Source organism: Alcaligenes sp. Marseille-Q7550 (assembly GCF_965112015.1).
The window spans coordinates 1,056,411-1,079,295 of sequence record NZ_CBCOPU010000002.1; the positions used below are offsets into that span (position 1 = coordinate 1,056,411).

A 22,885-nucleotide genomic window follows, 5' to 3' on the forward strand; every position below is an offset into this window, starting at 1 on the left:
ACCGCTATGACCGAGGCCATCACTCTGACATCAAAGGGACAAGTGACCGTGCCTAGGGATATACGACAGCGAATGGGGCTGAAGCCCGGCGACAAGATCACCTTCTCGCTGCTCAGCGACGGGACCCTGGTTGTGCGGCCCAAACTGCGGCATGTGTCGGACTTGGCCGGGCTGCTGCATAAACCTGGTAGAACACCTGTGCCGCTCAAAGAGATGACTGTTGACCTACCGACCGATGACTCCGTCTCATGAGCATAGCCATAGACACAAACGTGCTCGTCCGGCTTCTGACTCGCGACGATGAAACACAGTGCGCGGCAGCAGTTCGGATCGTGCAGGCCGCTGCGGAAGAAGGCACGCCAGTGTTGATTTCGTCGGGTGTACTTCTGGAAACGGAATGGGTGCTGCGCAGCCGCTACAAGCTTTTGCCGGCGGAGATCCAGCAGGCCTTCAATGCGGTCCTGGAGACACATGAGCTCGTCGTGCAAGAGCCTGCCGTACTGGAAGAGGCCCTCAAGCTATGGCGCAACTGGGTTGGCGCTGACTTTGCGGATTGCATGCACATTGCCAATGCGGTTCAGAATACACGTACCCTGGCTACATTCGATCAGAATGCCGCCCGGCTGCCCGGCGCAGCGATTATTCCTCTTTGACCGGATAGCAAGATTTCCTTTACCTCTATCTACCCGCCAACTTGCCACCTACGAGCCTTTGGGCAATTCGAGCTGTAAATCGGGGCGGGTCCAAGTAAAGTTTGGCATAGAAAAAAATTTAAATTCAACAGGTTAGGATTTCCCTGCAGGGCTTCGCAATGATTCGCCCTGGCGCACCGCTTCGGCTTGCAGCCCCGCCGTCACGAAGGCCACGATCTGTTCGAACACCTCGCCGGTGTCGTTCGGGTCGCAGACCACGGGCGCCAGCTCCTCCAGGCGGTGCGTGTCGGAGAACGCGTACATGTAGGCGCCTATCATCAGCACCATGCGCCAGTACACATCGCGCGCCGGCAACTGCGGCAGGATTTCCTCCAGCAGGTGCACATAGGCGCGCGTGGAGGCATCGTAGGCCTCGTTGCGCAGCTTGTAGGAGATCTCCGCCGGCTCCGTGTGCAGGCGCGCCTGCAGGCGCAGGAAGCGCCGGCCGCCTTCGGTCTCGCGCAAGGCGATGGTCGGCGCCAGGAAGGCGCGCACGACCTCCTCCACCCGGGCCGCGCCGGACTGGGCGCGAATCTGTTCCAGGCGCCGCAGGCGCTCATCCGAGATCAGGCGGCCGCGGCGGATGAAGACGGCCTCGTACAGGCCGTACTTGGACCCGAAGTAATAATTGATCAGGGCCTGCGTCACGGCGGCGCGCTGCGCGATGGTGCGCAGCGTGGTGCCCGCGTAGCCGGTTTCCGAAAACTCCTGCTCGGCCGCATCCAGGATGCGTTCGGACGCATTGTCGCCCGCCCCTTCCGGCCGTCCCGGCCGGTCGCGCTTGACCCAGCGCCCTGCGGCGGCTGATGGCATACCCATTCTCCCCTTCGATGATTCCTTATTTTCCGCCGAATGGCTCGTTCACGACAGCCCCATGCGTCGCCGGGCCCTGTGCATGGAGCCGTTGCGCGTCGCCCAGCGCAAGCCTTGCGCCATGGTCGATACGGCGGCCAGGCGCCAGCGCTGCTCCAGCCCGGAAGGCTCATGCCCGAAGCAGGCCTGCGCCCAGGGCGGCAGCAGATCCAGGGCCGAGGCCATGAAGATCCGGCCCGCCAACGCCTTGGGGCCCTTGAACTGGTCCGCGGATCGCCTCAGGATGCGGGCGACCTCGCGAGTGCGCTCGTCCACCACGACAAGGGCGCGATGCTGGTCCATGCGCTGCTGCAGGCTTTCCCGGTCCCACGCCAGCCCGGCGTCCGCTCCCAGGGCCCGGGCCACGACCCGGTATTCGCGGATGTAGCGATCCTGCAGCTCTCCGGCCAGGTCGGGACGGCGGTAGCGCAGGTGCGCGCGCAAAAAGCTGTAAGCCTGGCTGTGATGCACCCAGGCCAGCAACTCGGGATCATTGGCGTCGTACGGCGTGCCGTCCGGCAAATGCCCATGCACCCGCTCATGCAGGCGCCGCACCCGGGCGATGAACTGCTCGGCTTGCTCACGTCCGCCATAGCTGACGGCCGAGATGAACTGGGCCGTGCGCGCCAGGCGGCCCTGCATGTCCTGGCGGAAATTGGAATGATCCCAGACGCCCGCCAGCACCCGTGGATCCAGCATCTGCAGATACAGCGCCGCCACCCCGCCTATCAGCATGGAGGTGAAATCCGAATGCACGATCCATACCGCCGAATCCGGGCCGAACAGCCCTGGATCTCCCGGCGGCACGGTAAAGTCCACCGGGCTGGAATCCAGCCCGGTGACGGCGTGAATCTGGTCTTCGATGCGCTGGCGCAGAAATTGCAATCAGGTTCTCCGTAAGCTCAGGACGAAACCGGCGCGGTTTCCGGCTGGAAGTCAGTGGCATTATACGAATACACCCAATCGGTCTTGATGCCGCCGGCGTGCGGATTGCGGGCTTGCTGCTCGCGGTAGGCGGCATCGCGCCGCGCCTGCTCCTCCTTGTCGGCCAGGTGATAGGTGCGGCCGCGTTCCCGGGCCTCCAGCTGCACGCGGCTGGTGCGCGGCAGGCGCTCCTGTTCGTAGCGCTGCAGGGCCAGCGCCAGGTTGTCCGGCCAGGCCGCCAGGGCGGCGGCCAGCACATACGCATCCTCGATCGCCATGGCGGCGCCTTGCGACAGGAACGGCAGCATGGGGTGGGCGGCGTCGCCCAGCAGCGTCACGCGCCCCTGCGTCCAGGTCGCCATCGGGTCGCGGTCGAACAGTCCCCACCGATAGACCTCCTGCACGCGCTCGAACAGCCGCTGGATGTTGGGATGCCAGCCCGCAAAAGCCGCCAGCATTTCCTCCCGCGTGCTGCGCACGTTCCAGGATTCCTCCACCCAGTCGCTGGTCTCATTGACCGCCACGATGTTGACCGCCTTGCCGCCATTGACGAAGTAGGTGACGACATGACTCTTGGGGCCGAACCAGAACGAGGCTTCGGGCGCCACGAAATCGGGCATCTGCTCGAATGGCACCACGGCGCGATAGCACATATTGCCGGTGAAGTGCGGCGCCTCGGCGCCGAACAGGGCGCGCCGCACCTCCGAGCGCCCGCCGTCGGCGCCGCCGATCAGATCCGCCTCGCAGCGGCTGCCGTCGGCGAAATGCGCCACGGCCTTGTCCGCATCCTGGCTGATGCCCACGCACTGGGCATTGAACGTGACGCGCGCATCGCCCAGCAGACGAGTCAGCAGCTCATGCAGGTCGGCGCGATGCACATGGAAGAACTCGGCGCCATACAGGCGCGGGCAGTCCGCCTTCAAGGGAATGCGGAAGCTTTCCTCGCCCGTTTCCCAGTTGCGCCCCACCAGCGCCTCGGGCAGGAAGCCGACGGCCGCCAGGGCCTCGTGGGCGCCCAGGGCATTGAGCACCTTGACGGCGTTGGGCGTCATCTGGATGCCCGCCCCCACCTCGCCGAAGCCCGCCGCCCGCTCGAACAGGTGCACCTCGATGCCGCGCTGCGCCAGCGCCGCCGCCAGCGTCACGCCGCCGATGCCCGCGCCCATCACTCCCACTTTCAAGGTCTTGCTCATGCTCTCTTCCTCCGCCCGTCCAGCGGGCAACAACATTAATTTAATTAATCGAATAAATAATTCATGACCCGAACCAGGCCGCGCTGCCGAGCGGCTCCGGCCTCCGATCAGCCGCCCAGGTAGGCGCTCAGCAATTCCGGATCGTCCCGCAAGCTGGAGCTGTCCTTCTCGGCGATCACCTGCCCGGTCTCCAGCACATAGGCCCGGCTCGCCACGCTCAAGGCGTTGTGCACGTTCTGTTCCACGACCAGGATGGACACGCCGTGCTCGCTGATCTCCCGCACCACCTCGAACACTTCCAGCGCCATCTTGGGGCTGAGGCCCAGGGACGGCTCGTCCAGGATGAGCAGCTCGGGTTCGGACATGAGCGCCCGCGCGATGGCCAGCATCTGCTGCCCGCCGCCGCTCAGGGGTCCGGCCAACTGGCGGGGGCGTTCCTTGAGGCGGGGGAAGCGATGGAAGGCGAGGGCCTGGCGGCGCGCGACTTCGATGCGCGACCGTATCAGGTACGCGCCCAGCTCCAGGTTTTCCTCCACGCTCATTTCCGGCCAGACGTGGCGCTCTTCGGGGCAGTGCGACAGTCCCAGGCGCAGGATGTGATCCGGGCTGCGTCCCTGTATGTCCTGGCCCTTCCAGCGTATGGCGCCCGCCATGGGCCTGATCAGGCCGGAGATGGCCCGCAGCGTCGTGGACTTCCCGGCGCCGTTGGCGCCCAGCAGGGCCACGACTTCCCCGGGCTGCACCGTCAGGCTGACCTCGTGCAGGGCCACCAGATTTCCATAGCCGGCCACGACCTGGTCCAGTTCCAGCAAGGGCGGCGTGTTCACGACCTTCATGCGGCTTTCCTCCCCATGTACGCTTCCAGCACCTGTTCATCGGCCTGGATCTGGGCGGGCGTGCCGCTGGCCAGCTTCTTGCCGAAGTTCATCACCACGATGTGGTCCGAGACTCGCATGATCAGGTTCATGTTGTGCTCGACCACCAGCACGGACTCCACCCATTGGCCGGGCAGGCTGCGCAGCAGCTCGGCCAGGTGCTCGGCCTCCCGCGTGTTCAGCCCGGCTGCCGGCTCATCGAGCATCAGCAGCCGCGGCCGCGCCGCCAGCGCGACCGCCACCTCCAGCAGACGCAGCTCTCCGCAGGACAGCGAACCTGCCTGCACATCCGCGCGGCGACTCAGTCCGACCAGCTCCAGCAGCGCGCCGGCCGCCTCGTCCATCTGCCGGCTCTGGGCCTGGCGCCGGCCTCCGGGCCAGAAGGTTCGCCACAGGGGGTCCCGGTCCTGCATGTACTGGGCGTGCACCAGATTGTCGAAGACCGGCAGCGAGCGCAGCACATTGGTCTTCTGGAAGGTCCGGATCACGCCCCGCTGGGCCATGTCGTAGGGCCGGCTGCCGGTCACGTCCTGCCCGTCCCAGCGCACCTGCCCCCTGGAGGGCTGATAGAAGCCGGTGATCAGATTGAAGCAGGTCGTCTTGCCCGCGCCGTTAGGGCCGATCAGGCTGACGATCTGACCCTTGGGCACCGCGAAATCGATGTCCTGCACGGCATGGATGCCGCCGAATGATTTACCCAGTCCTTGAACCTCAAGCATGGCGCACCCTCCTGAATCCCTGCGCGAAACGCTGCCGCACATATCCCATGACCCCGTCCGGGGCGAACAGCACCACACCCATCACCACCAGACCGAACAGGGACAGGCGCAGCTCCTTGAATTCGCGCAGATACTCTTCCAGCAGGGTCACGATCACCGCGCCTATGACCGGGCCGATCAGGGTGCCCTTGCCGCCCAGCAGCACGATGATGATCATGGTGGCGGTGAACGGAAAGCCGAAGACCTCCGGCCCCACGAAGCCGATGTAGGTGGCGTAGTAGGCGCCGGCCAGGCCCGCCAGGAAGGCAGCCACCACGAACACGAACAGGGCGTAGCGGAATGGATTGATGCCCACGGACTGCGCCACATAGCGGTTCTCCCGCAAGGTGACGGCGGCGCGGCCGGCGCTGGAATGAACCAGCCGGTAGCACACGTAGAAGGTCAGGGCGGCCAGCGCCACGCCCATGGCCACGAAGCCCCGCTTGCCGTGCAGGAAAGGCACCGCGTCCAGGATCGCCGGGTGCGCGACGCCGGCGATGCCCATGGGGCCGTTGGTCAGGCCTATCCAGTTGTTGGCCAGCAGGCGCAGCACCTCGGCGAAGGCGAGCGTCACGATGACGAAGAAGGGGCCGTTCAGACGCAGCGTGATGCGCCCGATCAGCCACCCCAGGACGGCGGCGATCAGGGCGGCGGCGCAGAGCGACAAGGTGACTGGCCAGCCCACGGAGGGCGAGCTCAGGATGGCCACTGCATAGGCGCCGATTCCGAAGAAGGCCACGTGTCCCAGGGGAAATTCCCCCACATAGCCCACGATCAGGTTCAGGCTGCTGGCCAGGATGGCGTAAAGCAGCATCAGGACCAGGATGTGCAGGAGGTAGTCGCTTTGCAGCACGCCCCCAGCACGGCGGCCACGATCAGGCTGCCGATCAGAAAACGTCGTTCGATAGTCATTCAGGCACGCTCCGCACGGACGGAAAACAAACCATAAGGGCGAAACAGCAGGATCAGGATCACCAGGGCGAAGCCCACCATGTCCACGGTGCCCGTCTGCACGAAGCCGCCCCACAGAGCCTCGGCCACGCCCAGGATCAGGCCGCCCAGGATGGCGCCGGCGAAATTCCCCATGCCGCCCAGGATCACGACCACGAAGGCCTTGAGGCTGATCAGCCCGCCTATGGACGCCTGGGCGACGTAGATGGAGCCCAGCAGCATGCCCGAAGTGGCGGCCAGGGCCGAACCCATGGCGAAGGTCGCCGCATAGATGGTGGAGGTCTTGATGCCCACCAGGCTGGCCGCGGTCGGGTCCTGGAAGGTCGCCCGCATGGCCTTGCCCAGCTTGGTCTTCTGGATCAGCAGACGCACCGCGACGATGGCCAGCACCGACATGGCGATGGCGAACAGGCGCACTTCGGTGATGAACACCGGGCCGACGAACAGGGGCGCGCTGGGCACCGGCGCCAGGACCTTCTGCGGCGCCGTGCCCACCAGCATCAAGGCGGTGTTGGCCAGGAATATGGACATCCCTATGGTCAGCAGGATGCCCGGCTCGGGCCCCTTGTCACGGATGCGCTCGATCAGGAAGCGATCCAGCAGCCAGCCGAAGGCGGCCATCACCAGGATGACCAGGGCCAGCCCGGCAAAGAAGTTCAAGCCCAGCTGCTGGGTGACGATCCAGCCCAGCAGCCCCCCTATCATGTAGAACTCGCCATGCGCGAAGTTCACCAGCCTCATCAAGCCGAAGATCAGGGTCAAGCCCAGGGCCGACAAGGCGTAGAACGTGCCATTGACCAGCCCATTCACGATGAACTGCAACGTTAGGTCCAGCACTTTGCTATCTCCTCAACAAAGCCAGAACGAAGTCCGGGCCGATCAGTCATTGGTCACCGACGTTTCGGCCACGATCTGCGGCTGTCCGCCCTGCAGCTGGACCAGCACGGCGTCGAACCCGTAGGCCTGGCGCTTGTCATTGAACGTGAAGCTGCCGTTGGGCCCCTGGTAGTCCGTGGCGGCCAGCGCCTGGCGGATCTTGTCGGGATCGGCGGCGCCCGCGCGCTCGATCGCGTCCATGATGATGTTCAGCGCGTTGTAGCCGGCCGCCGAGTACTTGCCGGGCAGCTCCTTGTACGCAGCCTGGTAGTCCTTCACGAACTGCTGGTTCTGCTCGCGCTTGATGGTATGCGCGTAGGGCACGGCGGCGTAGATACCCTCGGCCGCCTCGCCGGCCAGCCCCACGAAGTCCGCGGTGGCCCAGCTGCCCACGCCGAAGATGCGCGACTGCAGGCCCACTTCCTTCATCTGCTTGACCAGGATGGAGCCGTCCTGGGTTTCCGCGGCCACGAAGATGCCGTCCGGCTTCTGGGCGCGCAGGCGCGTCAGCATGGTGTAGAAGTCCGTGGCGCCGTGATCGAAATACAGCTTCTCCACCGTCTCGCCGCCCAGCGCCTCGATCTGTCGCGAGATCTCCTCCATGCCGCCCCGGCCCCCGTCGTCGTTCACGCCGATGTAGGCGATGCGCTTGAGCTTGAGCTGCTCGACCAGCAGCTTGGCAAAGGCATGCGCCAGCAGGCCGTCGGTCTCCGCCGTGCGGAAGAACCATTCATTGCCCCGTTCGGTCAGATCGCTCTTGGACGACACCCCGGACAGCAGCGGCACCTGGTACTTCTGGGCCACGCTCATGACGGCGATGGTGGCCGAGCTGCAGAATGCGCCGGACATCACCGCGACCTTGTCTTTCTGGATCAGCTTTTCGGCGGCGTTCACCGATTTGGACGGCTGGCATTCGCCATCCTCCACCACCAGCTCCACCTGCTGCCCCAGCACGCCCCCCTTGGCGTTGCGCTGCTGGACAGCCAGGCGCGAACCGTTCACATCCGCCACCCCGTTGTACGCCACCGAGCCGGTCAAAGGCTGGATGACGCCGATCCTGATGCTCTCGGCTTGCGCCGCCGCCCCCATGCCGAGCGCCAATCCGGCCACGGTCATCAGCATTGTCTTCCGCATTCTTGTCTCCTGAAGGATGTTTGTAAGTCTTGGAATTGCTGTCGGAAAAATATTAACTAAACGATGAATAAATAAAAATATAGTGAATACCCTAGGTAATTTTCTTCAACTACACCTTTTCTATCAAAGGCTTACAGTTATTAGATAGTCAGCAGGCTGATTGATTGATCGCAAGGGCTCTTGTCCAGAGCGCCGCGGCGCCGTCCCGGGCGCAACGAGGCTGGACGAAAAAAGCCCGGCGCGCAGCCGGACTTTTTGGGTCGATTCAACGCGCGGGCCAAGGTCTAGCTGCAGTACTGCGATAAAGCTCAGATACCGCCCATCAGCATGTATTTGACGACCATGTAGTCGTCCAGGCCGTAATGCGAGCCTTCGCGGCCCAGGCCGGATTGCTTCACGCCGCCGAAAGGCGCGGCCTCGTTGGACAGCAGGCCGGAATTGATGGCGACCATGCCGTATTCCAGGGCCTCGGCCACGCGCCAGACGCGGCCGATGTCGCGGCTGTAGAAATAAGCGGCCAGGCCGAAGATGGTGTCGTTGGCCTGGGCGATGACGTCCGCGTCGCTGCTGAAGCGGAACAGCGGAGCCATGGGGCCGAAGGTCTCTTCCTGCGCCACTTTCATGGCGGGCGTGGCATCCGCCACCACCGTGGGCAGGTAGTACTGTCCGCCCAGCTCGGGCTGCTTGCCGCCGGTCAGCACGCGGCCGCCCAGCTTCAAGGCGTCGGCCACGTGCTCGCTGACCTTGTCCACGGCGGCCTGGTCGATCAGCGGCCCCTGGGTGACGCCCTCCTCCAGGCCGTTGCCGACCTTGAGCTTTTCCACGGCCGCCACCAGCTTCTGCGCAAAGGCGTCATACACCTTGTCGTGCACATAGAAACGATTGGTACATACGCAGGTCTGGCCCATGTTGCGATACTTGCTGGCGATGGCGCCCTCCACGGCGGCATCCAGGTCCGCATCGTCGAACACGATGAAAGGCGCATTGCCGCCCAGCTCCAGCGACACCTTCTTGATCTGCTCCGCGCTTTGCGCCATCAGGGTACGGCCCACTTCGGTCGAGCCGGTGAAGCTGACCTTGCGCACGTCCGGGTTGCCGGTCATCTCGCCGCCGATTTCCGCGGCGCTGCCGGTGATGACGGAGAACACGCCGTCGGGCACGCCCGCTTCCTGCGCCAGCACGGCCAGCGCCAGGGCCGAATACGGCGTCTGGCTGGCGGGCTTGACCACGATGGGGCAGCCGGCCGCCAGGGCCGCGCCCGCCTTGCGGGTGATCATGGACGAAGGGAAGTTCCACGGCGTGATGGCCGCGCACACCCCGATGGGCTCCTTGACCACCACGATGCGCTGGGCGCCCGAGGCGGCGGGAATGACGTCGCCATAGGCGCGCTTGCCTTCTTCCGCATACCACTCGAAATAGGACGCCGCATAGGCGATCTCGCCCTTGGCCTCGGCCAGCGGCTTGCCCTGCTCCAGGGTCATCAGCACGGCCAGGTCATCCTGGTGCGCCATCATCAGCTCGAACCAGCGGCGCAGGATCACGCTGCGCTGCTGGGCCGTTTTGGCGCGCCAGCCGGCCCAGGCCTGGCGGGCGGATTCGATGGCCCGGCGGGTCTCGGCCGCACCCATGCGCGGCACGGTGCCCAGCCCTTTGCCGGTGGCCGGATTCTGGACTTCCAGGGTCTTGCCGGAATCGGCATCCTGCCACTGGCCATTCACGAAACACTGTTGGCGAAACAGGTCCTTGCGCTGCAATTGTTCCATTCTTGTCTCCTGTATAGACGTTAATAGGCCGCGCCGGCCTGCACGGGCGCACTGCTCACGTCGTCGCGAAACTGCGCCAGCAGGTCGGTGGCGGCGCGGCGCAACAGCACGGCGTCCACGCCCACGGCCACGAACTGCGCGCCCAGCTCCAGATAATGACGGGCGGTGGCCACGTCCGACTGCAGGATACCCGGCGCCTTGCCGGCCTTGCGGATGCGCACGATGGCATCCTCGATGGCGGCGCGCACCTCCGGATGTCCGGGCTGGGTCAGATACCCCATGCTGGCGGCCAGGTCGGCCGGGCCGATGAACACGCCGTCCACGCCGTCCACCGCCAGGATGTCATCCAGATTGGCCAGCGCCTGCGCTGTTTCCGCCTGGCACAGCACGCAGATTTCCTCGTTCGCGCGCGCCAGGTAATCCTGCGTTCCGCCCCAGCGGGCCGCACGCGCCAGGGCCGTGCCCACGCCGCGGATGCCCTGGGGCGGATAGCGCACGGCCGCCACGGCGTCCCTGGCCTCTTGCGCATTCTGCACCATGGGAATCAGCAGGTTCTGCGCGCCGATGTCCAGCAGCATCTTCAACTGCACCGGATCGTTCCAGCTCGGGCGCACCACCGGCGCAACCGGATGCGCCGCCACGGCCTGCAGTTGCGCCAGCAGGGTCTGCACGTTATTGGGCACGTGCTCGCCATCGAGCAGCAGCCAGTCGTAGCCCAGCCCGGCGCACAAGTCCGCCGTATAGGGGCTGGCCAATCCCTGCCACAGTCCGATCTGGGCCCGGCCCTGGCGCAAAGCCTGCTTGAACGCGTTAACGGGGTGTTTCATGTCTCATCCTTTCCTGTGGCAATCATTCAAAGCGACAGTTAATGGTACCCAGTGTGCCGTAGTCTGCGCAAAATACATCGCCCTTCTGGGCGAACACGGGCCGCGTGAAGGAGCCCGACAGGATCACCTGCCCTGCGCGCAGGCCCACGCCCAGCGACCCGAGCTTGTTGGCCAGCCAGACCACGCCATTGCCGGGGTGGTTCAGCACGCCCAGGGCCAGGCCGGTCTCCTCGATGATGCCGTTGCGCACCAGGCCGGCGCCCACCCAGCGCAGGTCCAGTTCGTCCACTTTCACAGGGCGCCCGCCCGTGACCACGGCCGCATTGGCGGCGTTGTCTGAAATGGTGTCCAGCACCTTGCGGGTGACCTTGGTCTCGGGATCCACCTGGTGGAAGCGCGCATCGATGATTTCCAGGGCCGGCACCACGTATTCGGTGGCGCGCAGCACGTCCATCAGCGTCACGCCAGGGCCCTTCAAGTCCGTTCCCAGGACGAAGGCCAGCTCGACTTCCACCCGTGGCACAATGAAGCGTTCCATGGGCAGGGCCGCGCCATCGGCGTAGAACATATCGTCCAGCAGCACGCCGAAGTCCGGCTCGTTGATGTTGGAGGCCAACTGCATGGCGCGCGAAGTCAGGCCCACCTTGTGGCCGCGCACCACGCGGCCGGCGGCCACCTTGCGGCTGACCCAGGCATGCTGGATGGCATAGGCGTCATCCATGGTCATGTCGGGGTACTGCAGCGACACTTGGCGGATCTGCTGCCGGGACTGCTCGCTGGCGTCCAGTTGTGCCGCAATCTGTTCAATCACTTTAGAATCCATCACCTAATCCTTTTTATCTCGGTCAGCCTGACTTCATGCCAACCCCATTCAAACATCGCAACCTGCCCCATCTGTTCCTGTCCGCCCGGGAAGTGCTGATGCAGCGGTTCCGCCCTGTTCTGAGCGAAGCAGGCATCAGCGAACAGCAATGGCGCGTCCTGCGCACCCTCTACGACGTCGACTCCCTGGACGCCGCCACCCTGGCCCAGCAGGCCCAGATCCTGGCTCCCAGCCTGACCCGCATGCTGCGGGTGCTGGAACAGGCGAACCTGATCCAGCGCTGCGCCGACCCGGACGACCTGCGCCGCCAGGTCATCAGCCTGAGCGAGCAGGGCCGCCACACCGTAGCCGGCCTGAGCCCGCGGATCGAGGCCATCTACCAGGACCTGGAGCAGGCCATCGGGCCCGAGCTGCTGCGCGCGCTCTATGACAACGTGGACGTCATGATCGAGCGCATCCAGGCGCGCTGAGCCCCCTTCCCGCCGTGCGGTTCATGCCCTCATCGTAGCAGAATTTAATTAACATGTTAACTTATTAGCGAAGGCGGAGTAAATCCGCCCGCGTCCGGCTCAGTTGGCGTCCCACCAGGGCTGCAGATCCACGCCCAGGCCCGGCTGCCGGGGCACGGTCATATAGCCGTCGACGATGGCCGGCGGCACCGCCACATCGTTGCTGAAGAACCGCGCCGTGCCCATGCCGCAGGGTTCGATCGGCTGGGCCAGCAAGGCGGCCGCATGCAGCGCCACATGCAGCCCTATGGGCGTCTCCAGGCTGGCCGTGACCACGCAGCGCACGCCGGCCTCGCGCGCCTGCGCGATGATCTGGGCGGCCACATCCGGCCCGCCCACCCGCGGCGCCTTCAGGATCAGCACCTTGGCGGCCTGCATCTCGATGGCGCGCTGGGCATGGAAGGGCGAGCGTATGGAGTCGTCCAGCGCCAGGGGGATGGAGGTGCGGCGGGCGAACTGCGCATAGGTCGTCAAGTCAGTGCCGCGCGGCAGGGGCTCTTCGATGTAGTCGATGTCGAAACGCTCCATGGCCTGGATCTGCTCCAGGGCCCAGTCCAATTCCCAGGACTCGTTGGGGTCCAGGCGCATGCGCAGCGCGGGAAAGGCGCTGCGTATGGCCGCCACCCGCTCCAGGTCCAGGGCGCGCTCGGCCGTGCATTTGACCTTGACCATGTCCTGCCCGCGCTCCAGTGCAGCCCGCGCCCGCTCTACGCAGGCGGCCGGCTCCGCATCGCCGATCAGGTCGTTCACCGGCACGCGCGCCGCCGGCCGGGCATCGCCCGCCAGGTATTGCGCCAGCGAAACGCCCTGGGCGCTGGCGCGGGCCGACAGCACGGCCGAAGCCAGGCCGCAGCGCACGCGCGGCGATACTTCCCGCAAGGCCAGTTCGTGGAAGAAGCCTTCGTCCGCCGCGTCCAGACCATGCAGGAGCGCCGCGCAGTGGGCGGCGAAACTCCAGCCGTCATAGATGACGTGCGGGGGCAAGGCGGACTCACCCCAGCCCACGTGGCCGTCGATCTCGGCCCGCACCAGAAAGCCGCGGCGCACGTACTGGGTGCCCTTGGACCAGCGGTACGGCACCTGCAGGGCCTGGTTGTAGGGTTTCAACTGCAAAGCCTGGTTCATGTCTTCTCCTTGTGTCCGGTCTTGTCGGGGTTCAGGCGGCCGGCGCCGCTTCGCGCTCCAGCAGCACGCAGCGCTCCGGATGCAGGGACAGCTTCACGGCCCGACCCACCGGCAGGTCCAGGTAGGCCGAGGCCACCGCGGACAGGTTTTGCCGGCCGTCGCTCACGAAGCTGTAATGCGTGCGGTCGCCCACGAACACCTTGTGGCTGACGGTCGCCGGCACCAGGTTCTGGCCCTGGGCCGACTCGGGCAGGATCTCCACCGATTCGGGACGTATCATCAAAAAGCCCGCCCGTTCGCCCAGGCCGTGGGGATCGCTGGCGCGGATACGCCCCAGAGGCGTGTCCACGGCCGCGAAGCCGCCGTCGGGCTGGACGGGAGCGCAGGCGAACACGTCCACCTTGCCGATGAACTGCGCCGTGAAATGCCGGCGCGGCTTCAGGTACAGGTCCATGGGCGTGCCCTGCTCCACGATGCGCCCTTTTTCCATGACCACGATGCGGTCCGACATCGCCAGCGCCTCGTCCTGGTCATGGGTCACGAAGATGGTGGTGGTCTTCAGGGTCTTTTGCAGGTCGCGCAGCTCATCGCGCATCTGTTCGCGCAGCTTGGCATCCAGGTTGGACAGCGGCTCGTCGAGCAGCAGCACCTTGCCGTTGCGCACGATGGCGCGCGCCAGGGCCACGCGCTGCTGCTGCCCGCCCGACAGCTGCGTGGCCGAGCGCTGGGCGAAGTCGCCCAGGCCCACCATCTTCAGGGCCGACAGCACCTGCTCGCTGCGCTGCGCGCGAGGCACGCCGGCCGTCTCCAGCGGAAAGGCCACGTTCTCGAACACCGTCATGTGCGGCCAGATGGCATAGGACTGGAACACCATGCCCAGGTCCCGCTTGTGGGTGGGCACGTTGACGCCGCCCGCATCATTGAAGATGTCCTGCCCGCCCAGCGCGATGCGGCCGCGCGTGGGCTCCTCCAGCCCGGCGATGCACCGCAGCGTGGTGGTCTTGCCGCAGCCGCTGGGTCCCAGGAAGGTACAGAACTCGCCTTCGCGAATCTCCAGGCTGATGGATTTCACCGCCTCCACCAGGCCGTGCTCGGTGGCGTAATGCACTTGCAAATCCGAAATCGACAACATGACTACCCTCTTATCGCTTGTTCGCGGAGCCGCGCGAGCCCCACATCTGCCAGACCAGCATGGTCACGAACATCAGCACCACCAGCCACAGGCCCACGGCCGCCGCCTTGTTCGGCTCGCCGCCGACCCAGAAATTCCACAGCACCACGGGCAGGGTCTGGTTGCCGCCCCCTGCAGCAGCAGCGCCGAGGACAGCTCGCGTATGCAATGGGCGATCACCCAGATCCACACGCCCATCACCGCCGGCAAGGTCAGCGGCAACACCACCCGGCGCATCACGCGCAGCCAGGACGCGCCTGATGCGCGCGCGGCCTCTTCCAGTTCGCGATGCAGCTGCATCATCACGCCATTGGTGCTGCGCGTGCCGAAGGGGATGTAGGTGGTGACGTAAGCGATGGCGATGATCCAGATGCTGCCGTAGATATTCAGGAAGGACAGGTTCAGGTAGACATAGATCAGGGCCACGCCGATCATGGTGCCGGGGATGGCGATGGGCAGGAAAGCCAGGAAGTCCACGACCTTGGCGCTCTTGCCGCCGCGCCGCACCACGACCCAGGAGATCAGCACCGAGAACAGCGCCACCGCGGTGGCCGCGACCACGCCGATGATCAGCGAATTGGCCAGGGCGCCCAGCGTCAGGGGATTGGTGAAGAAGGCCAGGTGGTTGCTCCAGTTGATCAGCCCCACGGCCTCCATGGACGGCGGCATCAGCCAGGGCATCAGGCTGGTCCACAAGAGGATGCCCAGCGGCAGGATGGTGGCCAGGAAGAAATACAGCATGATCAAGGCCAGGACAGGCCACTTCCACCGCCCCAGGGGCAGCAGGCGAGGCCGGAAGTTCTTGCCCGTCACGGTGACGAAACGGTTCGCATTGCGCGTCAGGCGGTGATAGACCATGGCCTGCAACAGCAGGATGAGCAGGAAGAACACGGCGATGGTGCTGATCACGTGATAGGCCGACATGCCGCCGGCGCTGTCCGTGGCCAGGTAGACGATGCGGCTGGACAGCACGAAGATGTTTACCGGCATGCCCAGCGTGCCGGGCACGTCGAAGACCAGGAAGCCCACCATCAGCATGAAGATCGCCGCCGCCAGCAGGGAGGGCGCCAGCAGCGGCAGGAAGATGCGCCGGAACAGCAGGTAGCGCCCCGCCCCCGCCGTCATGGCGGCCTCCTCCAGGCTGGGATCCATGTTGCGGAACGCCGGGCACAAGATCAGGAAAGTGGAAGGCACCAGCGACAAGGACTGCACGAAGATCATGCCGCCCAGGGTGTAGATGTCGAAGCCTATGCCCTCGATCCCGGTCCAATCCTGCAGCAGGGTGTTCAAGAAGCCGATGCGCGGGCTCAGCAGCAAAATCCAGCCTATGGCCAGCAGGAACGGCGGGATGGCCATGGGCAGGGCCAGGAAGATGCGCAGCCCGCGCTTGCCGGGCAGGTCGGTGCGTTCCACCACCCAGGCCAGCGCGATGCCCAGAACCATGGCGCCGGCCATGGAGCCCACGGCGAACTGCACCGTGACCCACACCATGCGCCAGAAGGCCGGATCGCCGTAGACGCTGAAATAGTTGCCCAGCGTCCAGCCTGGGTCGAAGGGCAGGCCCGAGGGCGTCAGGCTGCTGACCAGCAAGATGCCCAGGGGCACCAGCACCAGATAGGCCAGGATGAACACCAAGGCCAGCACAGGCAGGCTGAACCGCCCTGCCCGAGGTCCGACTGCAACCGCCATTGCTCTTCTCCTTGTCGGTTGCGCCGCGCACGGCGCAGCAGCCGCCCCACGGCGCCGCTGCGGCGGCGCGCGGTCGGGCTGATTGGAAAAAACGAGGAATCAGCCGCCGGTCACTTGACCTTGGCGCCCTCGGCCAGGATGGCGTTGAACTTGTCGTTCAGTTCGGCCAGCTTGTCGTTCTGGTCGAAGGGCCATTCGGACACTTTCACGTCCTTGAGCATCTGGTGGGTCTGCGTGCCTTCCACCACGGGATTGCCCCGCGCCGTCGCGTCCTCGTAGATCCTGGCGCCCTCCGGCGTGGTCAGCCACAAGGCCAGCAGCATGGCCGCATCCGGATTGGCGGAGGACTTGGTGATGCCGGTGGAGATGGTGTGCATGGGCGTAGGGTCGAGCAGGCGGTACTTGACCGGTGCGCCGGCCTTCAGGATGGGCTGGAGGGAATGGTAGAAGCCCAGGGCGATGTCCACTTCGCCGGAGGCCACGCCCTGGGCCAGCGGGAAGGTGGACTTGAACAGGTAGGGCTTGAGTGTGACGAACTTGCGCAACTGCTGCTCCGCCTTCTCCTCGCCCCAGGTGTGCGCCAATTGGGCAAAGGCCGCCGCCCGCACCCAGTTGCCGATGCGCCCGCGCCACTTGTCGTTGATCAGTTCGTCCCAGCTCGCGGGCACTTCCTCGTCCTTGACCTTGCGGGTGTTCCAGATCTCCACATAGACCGAGGCCGTCGTGGGCACGGAATAGTTCACCGGCAGCAGCTTGGCCGGCAGGTCCAGGTTTTCGGCGCCCAAGTCCTTGAGCAGGCCGCGGTGGTTCAGTTGCCACAGGTGGTCCGGCCCGCCGGTCAGCACGTCCGCGCTCTTGCCCGAAGCCTGCTCCTCCTGGATCACCCGGGACGCCAGCTCGTTGCCGCCGACCAGGCGCACGTAGCGGACCTTCACATCCGGGTAGCGCTGGTTGAACCCGGCCAGCACCTTGGAAATCTGGTCCTCGGGGGAGCTTTCGTACCAAGTGATCTGCTTGCCGTTGGCCGCCGCCCCCTGGGCCAGCCTGTCCATGACGGCGGCGCTTTGCGCCTGTGCCGGAACGGCGCAAGTCGCCGCCCAGATTGCCGCCACCCCCAACATCGAATACCGCTTCATCCACGTGTTCATGAGCTGTCTCCGCACCCGTTCCGGGTCATGTTGTTCCAGGTTTTTAATTAACCTGTTTAGTAATTACATGATGCCCAAGAACCGGGACCCGCTACAAGTTGGGGTATGTACTGAAAAGCGCCAATAGCGCGCCGGGATCAGATCTGCAAGCCTGCGCCCACTTCTTTCACATAAGCGGCGAACTCGGCGGCGGCCCGATCCCGCGGACGCGGCAGATCGATGTCGATGCGGGCGCTGACGCCCGCCGGGCTGCCGCCCAGCACGATGACGGTATCGGCCAGGAAGACGGCCTCATCGATGTCATGGGTCACGAACAGGATGGCGGCGGAACTGCGCTGCCAGACCTGCACCAGCTCGTCCTGCAGCGCCTGCCGGGTCAGGGCGTCCACCGCGGAAAACGGTTCGTCCATGAGCAGCAGATCGGGCTGCACCGCCAGTGCCCGGGCGATGCCCACGCGCTGAGCCTGTCCGCCCGACAATTGATGCGGCCAGCGATCCTTCAGATGGGCCAGCCCCACCTGGCGCAGGGACGCATCCACGCGCTGTTCGCGTTCGGCCCGCGACAGGCCCAGGCCTTCCAGGCCATAAGCCACGTTGGCCCCCACTCGCCGCCAGGGCATCAGGCGGCTGTCCTGGAACACGAAGGCGTTGGAACGGCGTCCTGGGCTGTCCGTCAGGCTGGAGCGCAGGTGGCCGAAACTGGGCCGGCTCAGACCGGCAGCCGCTCGCAGCAGCGTGCTTTTGCCCACGCCCGAGCCGCCGACGATGGCCACGAAGTGCCCCGCCTGCACGTCCAGGCTGACATCGCGGATCACGGGAGCCGGCGCGCCAGGGTACTGAAAGCCGAACCCCTGGAACTGAATCAAGGCTGCCACTGGAGAATCCATTTGTTGAAGGTCAGAAAAACCATGTCGCACACGGTGTAGACGACGGAAATGATGAGCATGTACACCACCACGGCGTCATAAGCGCCGACGCCGGCCGCGGCGTTCATTTCCTGGCCCATGCCGGGCACGCCCAGCAGTTCGGCGGCGATCAGCGTCATCCAGGCCTGCCCGATACCGGCGCGCACGCCGCTGAGCAGGCCGGGCGCGATGGCCGGCAAGGTCACCGTCCAGGCGCGCGCGAAATAAGACCCATGCCCGAAAGCCGAAGCCAGCTCGTAATAACGCGGGTCCACCGAACGAACCGCGCTGTAGGTGGCGAAATAGTTCAGCCAGAACACGCCGATGGCGATCACGAAGGCCGCGCCGGCATGGCTGACCTTGAACCAGGCGATGGCGAACACCACCCAGGCCAAGGGCGGGATAGGCCTCAGCAAACGCACCAGATAGGCCTGCAGCAGGTCGAGGCGGCGCAAGGTGGCCGAGGCCAGGCCGAACAGGATGCCCAGCGCCGTGCCCAGCCCCAGTCCCCAGAAATAATGCACCAGGCTGGACTGGGCGGCCGGCCACAGACGGCCGGACTCGATCTCCGCCATCAAGGCCGCCGGCAGGGCCAGGGGATCCGGCAAGGTGCCCCTGGGCGCCCAGTCCAGCACGTAGGCCAGGCGCCATATCAAGATGAATAGGGCTAGGCCGGCCAGGCCGTACACGATCCGCTCCAGCCCGCGCTGCCACAAGGCGGCGGCGGCCGCGCCGGCCTGCGAGGCGGCGGGCGCGGCCAGGGGGGCTTGCTTGGCGACGCTCATTGACTGACCGCCTTCTGATAGAAGCGCGTATCGAACAGGCTCTGCACGTCATCCAGCTTGGTGCTCAGCGTGCCCAGCGTGGCCTGGAAGTCCTGCAGTTGGCGGGTCGCTTCGATGATCTTGCCCGGATCGGCCTGGAACTGGTCGTGGGAGCGCTCGATGGCGCCCTGCACCACGTCCTTGGGCAGGCGTCCGCCGCCCACGTACTTCTGCACATAGGGCGTGGCCTTGGCGGGGTCATCGCGCAGCAGGGCGGGGGACTGCACCTGAGCGCTGACCAGATGCTGCACCAGTTCAGGCTTGTTCTGGATCAGGGATTCGCGCACCAGCAAGACGGCGCCCGGCTGGTTGGGAAACAGCTCCGCTCCGCGGGCCAGCACCTTGGCGTCGGACTGGCGCTTCAGGATCTGGCTGACCGTGGGCTCCAGGATGGCGGCGGCGTCCACGGCATGATTGCTGAGCGCCTGCTGGATCTGGGCCTCGCCCTGGTAGATCAGTTCCACGGCATCGGGCTTCAACTTGAGCACATTGCGCAGCCAGTACTGCAGGGCCGCCTCGGGCACCGCGCCCTTGGGATAGCTGGCGATCAGGGGCTTGCGGCCCTTCTCCTGCGTGAAGCGGGCCACCGCCGCCGCGAAGTCGGGTGCGCCGACAGGCTTGGCCGGATCGAAATACGCCGCCAGGTCGCCGATGGCGACCACATTGACCTGTTCCACGATGTTGGAAGCCACCACCTTGACGTCGGCGCCCTTGGCCTTGGCCACCAGGGCGGGACCGATGCCCACGTACGCCACATCCAGTTGGCCGGCGATCAGCGCCTGGGTCAGGGCCGGACCGCTCTGGAAGGACACCAGCTTGGGCGCAGGTTCGCCTTCAGGCAGCAAGGCGCCCGACTCCAGCCCCACGAACAACTGGGCGGCCGGCAGGATGGGCAGATAGCCGATCTCCAAGGCCTGCTCCGCAGCATGGGCGGGCAGGGAAGCGGACAAGGCCAGCACGCTGGCGGCTACATAACGAAAAAACATGAAGAACTCGAAAAACAGGCCAAAATTGAAGCATAAACCTGTTGGGGAGACGTATCTTTATTTGCTTATAACCATGAGAAATAACATGTTCACTTTCTGTATGGAAACTCTAGCTATACTGATTAGTACATAACTATATTTTCCTCGGACCACAGGACGCTCCATGCAGTGCTTCCCAATCACTTGTTCATGTCCACCATGCCTAATCTCTCCGAGCATCACATCGCCCTGATAGTCCCTTGCTACAACGAAGAGGCGGCCATCGCGGCCGTCGTGCGGGACTTCAGGCTGGCCATTCCCACGATCGACGTCTATGTCTTCGACAATAATTCCACCGACCGTACCCAGGAAGCGGCACGGGCGGCCGGAGCAACCGTGTTCCACGTGCACAAAAAAGGCAAAGGCAACGTGGTGCGCCGCATGTTTGCCGATATCGATGCTGATTACTACATTATGGTGGACGGCGATGCGACCTATGACGCCTCCTGCGCTGGCGAAATGGTGCGTCGCTTGATCTCGGAGAATCTTGACATGCTGGTGGGCTGCCGGACGGACGGCGGTGAGAAAGCCAACTACCGTCGCGGCCACCGCTTCGGCAATCGCATGCTGACTGGTTCGGTCAAGAACATATTCGGCGGCGAATTCACCGACATGCTGTCCGGCTATCGGGTCTTTTCCCGTCGCTACGTCAAGTCCTTTCCCAGCCTGTCCGCCGGCTTCGAGATTGAGACCGAACTGACTGTGCATGCGCTGGAGATGTCCATGCCCTACGGGGAAATGGACACACGTTACGGCGCCCGGCCTGAAGGATCCGTCAGCAAGCTTTCCACCTATCGCGACGGCATCCGCATTCTGCGCACGATAGGCCGACTGTACATGTTCGAACGCCCCTTGGCCTGCTTCAGCATCATCAGCGGCCTACTGGCCCTGCTGGCGCTGATATTGGCAACTCCCTTGTTCATTGATTACCTCCAGGACGGCCTGGTGCCCCGCCTACCCACGGCCATCCTGGCCACGGGCTTGTCCATCGTCAGCCTGCTCATGTTCGTCACTGGCATCATCCTTGATTCCCTGACACGGGCACGTCGGGAAATGAGGCGCTTTGCCTATCTGGCCATTCCACTGCATAGAACCCCCGAGCGCGATGCCCAAACTTAGAGAACTTATTTTTTTTGGACTGGCTGGCACTGCTGGCTTCCTGATCGACAGCGCCATGCTCTACATGCTCAAGGACGCGCTCGGTCTGTACCTGGCGCGCGTCGCCTCGTTTCTATGCGCCGTGCTCGGAACCTGGCTCATCAATCGCAGCCTGACCTTCCAGCATCGCCCTTCCCGGCTTCCTCTGGCGCATGAATTCATACGATACCTGGGAATGATGATGCTCGGCGGCGCAGTCAATTACCTCGTCTATGTCCTGGCCGTCCATAACCTGCACACGGTGCGCGAATACCCCGTCATCGGCGTGGCCCTGGGCAGCCTGGCGGGCATGCTCGTCAATTACGCACAGATGAAGCTGTTGTTGTTCAAGACCGATCATCATGCTGGCCATCGCTAAGCACATGATGGGAAAAGGCATGCCTCTCTGGGCGACCACCCTCCTGTTTCTGTGCGCCGCCATACTGAACCTGGCCATCTTCTACCCAGGCATCGTCACGCCGGACTCCCTGTCCCAATTGGCGCAAGCCGACAGCAACACCTACAGCGACTGGCATCCCGCCCTGATGGCCTGGCTCTGGCGCCTGAGCAACTTCGTCGTACCCGATCATGCCGGCCTGCTCGTGCTGCACCTGGCCGTCTTCTGGAGCACCTTGTTCTACCTGTCCCGCTTGAATCCCGGCCAATCCCCGCTCTGGTACCTGGGGCTGGGCCTGCTGCCATTCATCCTGGGTATCAGCGGCGTCATCTGGAAAGACGTGGGCACCGCCTATTTTCTGCTGCTGTCCGCCGCGCTGCTGCACAGGCGCGGTCATGCGCCCGCCGCCACGTTCTGGCTATGCGCCTTCGTCGCCGTGGGCTACCGCTACAACACGGCGCTGTCCATATTTCCTTTGCTGTACCTGTATTTCCATCAACGCTTCCAGCGCATGCGCTGGCCAGCACTGCTTGTCGCCTCCGCGGTCGCCATGGCGGCTGTATATGCCGCGGTTCAGGCTTTCAATTCAGGCATACTCAACACCCGCAAGGACAACCCGTCCGTCGTCATCCTGGTGGATGACCTGACCCACCTGTCCGTCGCCCGGCAAGAATCCTTGATTCCCGGACTGAGCCTGACGCAACTGCAGGACAGCTACAAGGCCTCCATCAACGACAATTATTTCCGCCTGCACGACAAAGGCGAACCGCCGCTTTCCTTTGAAAGCATCCAGGCGGCCTGGCGTCACGCCATACAGAAGCACCCTTGGGATTACCTGAGCTTCCGGCTCAAGGCCTATGCGCGCTTCATGGGCATTTCCCTGCCTGCCCCCTTCGACCTGAACAAGCCCAGCTACAGCTATTGGGAGCCCTATTCCTACGAATCAACAAAAACCAACCGCTTGCGTATTCTGGTCGGCAAATATGTCACGAGAATAGCCAAGACGCTGCCGTTCCTGTTTACAGGCTGGTTCTGGCTGCTGGCGGCCAGCCTGCTGCTGATCCAGAGCTGGCGCCTGCGCTCCCGTGAAAACGCAGGACTGGCGGCAGTGCTTTGCCTGTCGGCAATGATCAACTTGTTTTCCTACCTTCTGGTCGCAAACGCGCCCTATTTCAGATATTTTTACTGGTCCATACTAGCGTGCTGCATGGCGGGCCTTCTGCTGGCGCGGCAAAGTTCCGGACCGGCCCGCTGACGCGTTTGCGCGCTGGCAGCCAAGCTTGCTTT

At 64.7% G+C, this 22,885-nt stretch carries 24 protein-coding genes; 6 read left to right on the forward strand and 18 right to left on the reverse strand.

All coding sequences use genetic code 11. The features are described from left to right. Positions 1-6: 6 nt before the first annotated feature. On the forward strand, positions 7-252 hold the full coding sequence (locus tag ACWPWO_RS14400; RefSeq protein WP_454007162.1) for an AbrB/MazE/SpoVT family DNA-binding domain-containing protein: 246 nt from the start codon (positions 7-9) through the stop codon (positions 250-252). Continuing rightward, entirely contained in the window at positions 249-653 is a 405-nt protein-coding gene (locus ACWPWO_RS14405; protein WP_454007163.1) for a PIN domain-containing protein, read from the forward strand. Before ACWPWO_RS14400 ends, ACWPWO_RS14405 begins: the two co-directional genes overlap by 4 nt. Before the next feature lie 132 nt (positions 654-785). On the opposite strand, the gene ACWPWO_RS14410 is transcribed toward ACWPWO_RS14405, so the two are convergent. From ACWPWO_RS14410 to hpaH, 11 genes are all read right to left on the reverse strand, one after another. Beyond that, positions 786-1,505 (reverse strand): TetR/AcrR family transcriptional regulator, encoded by a 720-nt coding sequence (locus ACWPWO_RS14410; RefSeq protein WP_454007164.1) that lies wholly within the window; start codon positions 1,503-1,505, stop codon positions 786-788. A 48-nt stretch (positions 1,506-1,553) separates the two neighbouring features. Further along, positions 1,554-2,429 (reverse strand): oxygenase MpaB family protein, encoded by an 876-nt coding sequence (locus ACWPWO_RS14415; RefSeq protein WP_454007165.1) that lies wholly within the window; start codon positions 2,427-2,429, stop codon positions 1,554-1,556. A gap of 17 nt (positions 2,430-2,446) precedes the next feature. Continuing rightward, on the reverse strand, positions 2,447-3,661 hold the full coding sequence (locus tag ACWPWO_RS14420) for an FAD-dependent monooxygenase (protein WP_454007166.1): 1,215 nt from the start codon (positions 3,659-3,661) through the stop codon (positions 2,447-2,449). Between the two features lie 107 nt (positions 3,662-3,768). Then, the gene (locus tag ACWPWO_RS14425) at positions 3,769-4,497 is read right to left on the reverse strand and encodes an ABC transporter ATP-binding protein (RefSeq protein ID WP_454007167.1); all 729 of its coding nucleotides are present in this window, start codon (positions 4,495-4,497) and stop codon (positions 3,769-3,771) included. Beyond that, positions 4,494-5,255: an ABC transporter ATP-binding protein gene (locus ACWPWO_RS14430; protein ID WP_454007168.1), complete on the reverse strand. Its 762-nt coding sequence runs from the start codon at positions 5,253-5,255 to the stop codon at positions 4,494-4,496. Before ACWPWO_RS14430 ends, ACWPWO_RS14425 begins: the two co-directional genes overlap by 4 nt. After that, positions 5,248-6,147, reverse strand: a complete 900-nt coding sequence (locus ACWPWO_RS14435) for a branched-chain amino acid ABC transporter permease (protein WP_454007169.1) — start codon at positions 6,145-6,147, stop codon at positions 5,248-5,250. Before ACWPWO_RS14435 ends, ACWPWO_RS14430 begins: the two co-directional genes overlap by 8 nt. A 59-nt stretch (positions 6,148-6,206) precedes the next feature. Further along, positions 6,207-7,082 (reverse strand): branched-chain amino acid ABC transporter permease, encoded by an 876-nt coding sequence (locus ACWPWO_RS14440; RefSeq protein ID WP_394062181.1) that lies wholly within the window; start codon positions 7,080-7,082, stop codon positions 6,207-6,209. A 42-nt stretch (positions 7,083-7,124) separates the two neighbouring features. Continuing rightward, the gene (locus tag ACWPWO_RS14445; RefSeq protein ID WP_454007170.1) at positions 7,125-8,255 is read right to left on the reverse strand and encodes an ABC transporter substrate-binding protein; all 1,131 of its coding nucleotides are present in this window, start codon (positions 8,253-8,255) and stop codon (positions 7,125-7,127) included. A gap of 308 nt (positions 8,256-8,563) precedes the next feature. Further along, a complete protein-coding gene (locus ACWPWO_RS14450) occupies positions 8,564-10,018 on the reverse strand; it encodes an NAD-dependent succinate-semialdehyde dehydrogenase (RefSeq protein WP_454007171.1) in 1,455 nt (484 codons plus the stop codon). Between the two features lie 20 nt (positions 10,019-10,038). After that, on the reverse strand, positions 10,039-10,845 hold the full coding sequence (gene hpaI, locus ACWPWO_RS14455) for a 4-hydroxy-2-oxoheptanedioate aldolase (RefSeq protein WP_454007172.1): 807 nt from the start codon (positions 10,843-10,845) through the stop codon (positions 10,039-10,041). A 22-nt stretch (positions 10,846-10,867) separates the two neighbouring features. Further along, positions 10,868-11,671 carry a 2-oxo-hept-4-ene-1,7-dioate hydratase gene (gene hpaH / locus ACWPWO_RS14460; protein ID WP_454007173.1) on the reverse strand — a complete coding sequence of 268 codons (804 nt, stop codon included), beginning with the start codon at positions 11,669-11,671 and terminating at the stop codon, positions 10,868-10,870. Between the two features lie 32 nt (positions 11,672-11,703). Here hpaH and hpaR point away from each other — a divergent pair, with 32 nt between their 5' ends. Continuing rightward, a complete protein-coding gene (gene hpaR, locus ACWPWO_RS14465) occupies positions 11,704-12,138 on the forward strand; it encodes a homoprotocatechuate degradation operon regulator HpaR (protein WP_394062193.1) in 435 nt (144 codons plus the stop codon). A 99-nt stretch (positions 12,139-12,237) separates the two neighbouring features. Here hpaR and ACWPWO_RS14470 read toward each other — a convergent pair whose 3' ends face one another. From ACWPWO_RS14470 to ACWPWO_RS14500, 7 genes are all read right to left on the reverse strand, one after another. Further along, positions 12,238-13,302 (reverse strand): mandelate racemase/muconate lactonizing enzyme family protein, encoded by a 1,065-nt coding sequence (locus ACWPWO_RS14470; protein ID WP_454007174.1) that lies wholly within the window; start codon positions 13,300-13,302, stop codon positions 12,238-12,240. A gap of 31 nt (positions 13,303-13,333) precedes the next feature. Further along, positions 13,334-14,434, reverse strand: a complete 1,101-nt coding sequence (locus tag ACWPWO_RS14475) for an ABC transporter ATP-binding protein (RefSeq protein ID WP_454007175.1) — start codon at positions 14,432-14,434, stop codon at positions 13,334-13,336. A gap of 72 nt (positions 14,435-14,506) precedes the next feature. Continuing rightward, positions 14,507-16,162, reverse strand: coding sequence for an ABC transporter permease (locus tag ACWPWO_RS14480; RefSeq protein ID WP_454007176.1), 1,656 nt, complete (start codon positions 16,160-16,162; stop codon positions 14,507-14,509). Between the two features lie 110 nt (positions 16,163-16,272). Then, complete coding sequence (locus ACWPWO_RS14485; RefSeq protein ID WP_454007177.1) at positions 16,273-17,310, reverse strand: ABC transporter substrate-binding protein; 1,038 nt, start codon at positions 17,308-17,310, stop codon at positions 16,273-16,275. Between the two features lie 137 nt (positions 17,311-17,447). Beyond that, on the reverse strand, positions 17,448-18,185 hold the full coding sequence (locus tag ACWPWO_RS14490; protein WP_454007178.1) for an ABC transporter ATP-binding protein: 738 nt from the start codon (positions 18,183-18,185) through the stop codon (positions 17,448-17,450). Further along, positions 18,173-19,000, reverse strand: coding sequence for an ABC transporter permease (locus ACWPWO_RS14495; RefSeq protein WP_454007179.1), 828 nt, complete (start codon positions 18,998-19,000; stop codon positions 18,173-18,175). The genes ACWPWO_RS14490 and ACWPWO_RS14495 overlap by 13 nt, the downstream gene beginning before the upstream one ends. Further along, positions 18,997-20,025: an ABC transporter substrate-binding protein gene (locus tag ACWPWO_RS14500; RefSeq protein ID WP_454007180.1), complete on the reverse strand. Its 1,029-nt coding sequence runs from the start codon at positions 20,023-20,025 to the stop codon at positions 18,997-18,999. The genes ACWPWO_RS14495 and ACWPWO_RS14500 overlap by 4 nt, the downstream gene beginning before the upstream one ends. 198 nt (positions 20,026-20,223) lie before the next feature. Between ACWPWO_RS14500 and ACWPWO_RS14505 the strand changes: the two genes are divergently transcribed. The 3 genes from ACWPWO_RS14505 to ACWPWO_RS14515 are packed head-to-tail and all read left to right on the forward strand — an operon-like array spanning position 20,224 to position 22,853. Beyond that, on the forward strand, positions 20,224-21,183 hold the full coding sequence (locus ACWPWO_RS14505; RefSeq protein WP_454007500.1) for a glycosyltransferase family 2 protein: 960 nt from the start codon (positions 20,224-20,226) through the stop codon (positions 21,181-21,183). Beyond that, the gene (locus tag ACWPWO_RS14510; protein ID WP_454007181.1) at positions 21,170-21,580 is read left to right on the forward strand and encodes a GtrA family protein; all 411 of its coding nucleotides are present in this window, start codon (positions 21,170-21,172) and stop codon (positions 21,578-21,580) included. The genes ACWPWO_RS14505 and ACWPWO_RS14510 overlap by 14 nt, the downstream gene beginning before the upstream one ends. Beyond that, the gene (locus ACWPWO_RS14515) at positions 21,564-22,853 is read left to right on the forward strand and encodes a hypothetical protein (RefSeq protein WP_454007182.1); all 1,290 of its coding nucleotides are present in this window, start codon (positions 21,564-21,566) and stop codon (positions 22,851-22,853) included. Before ACWPWO_RS14510 ends, ACWPWO_RS14515 begins: the two co-directional genes overlap by 17 nt. Positions 22,854-22,885 lie beyond the last annotated feature (32 nt).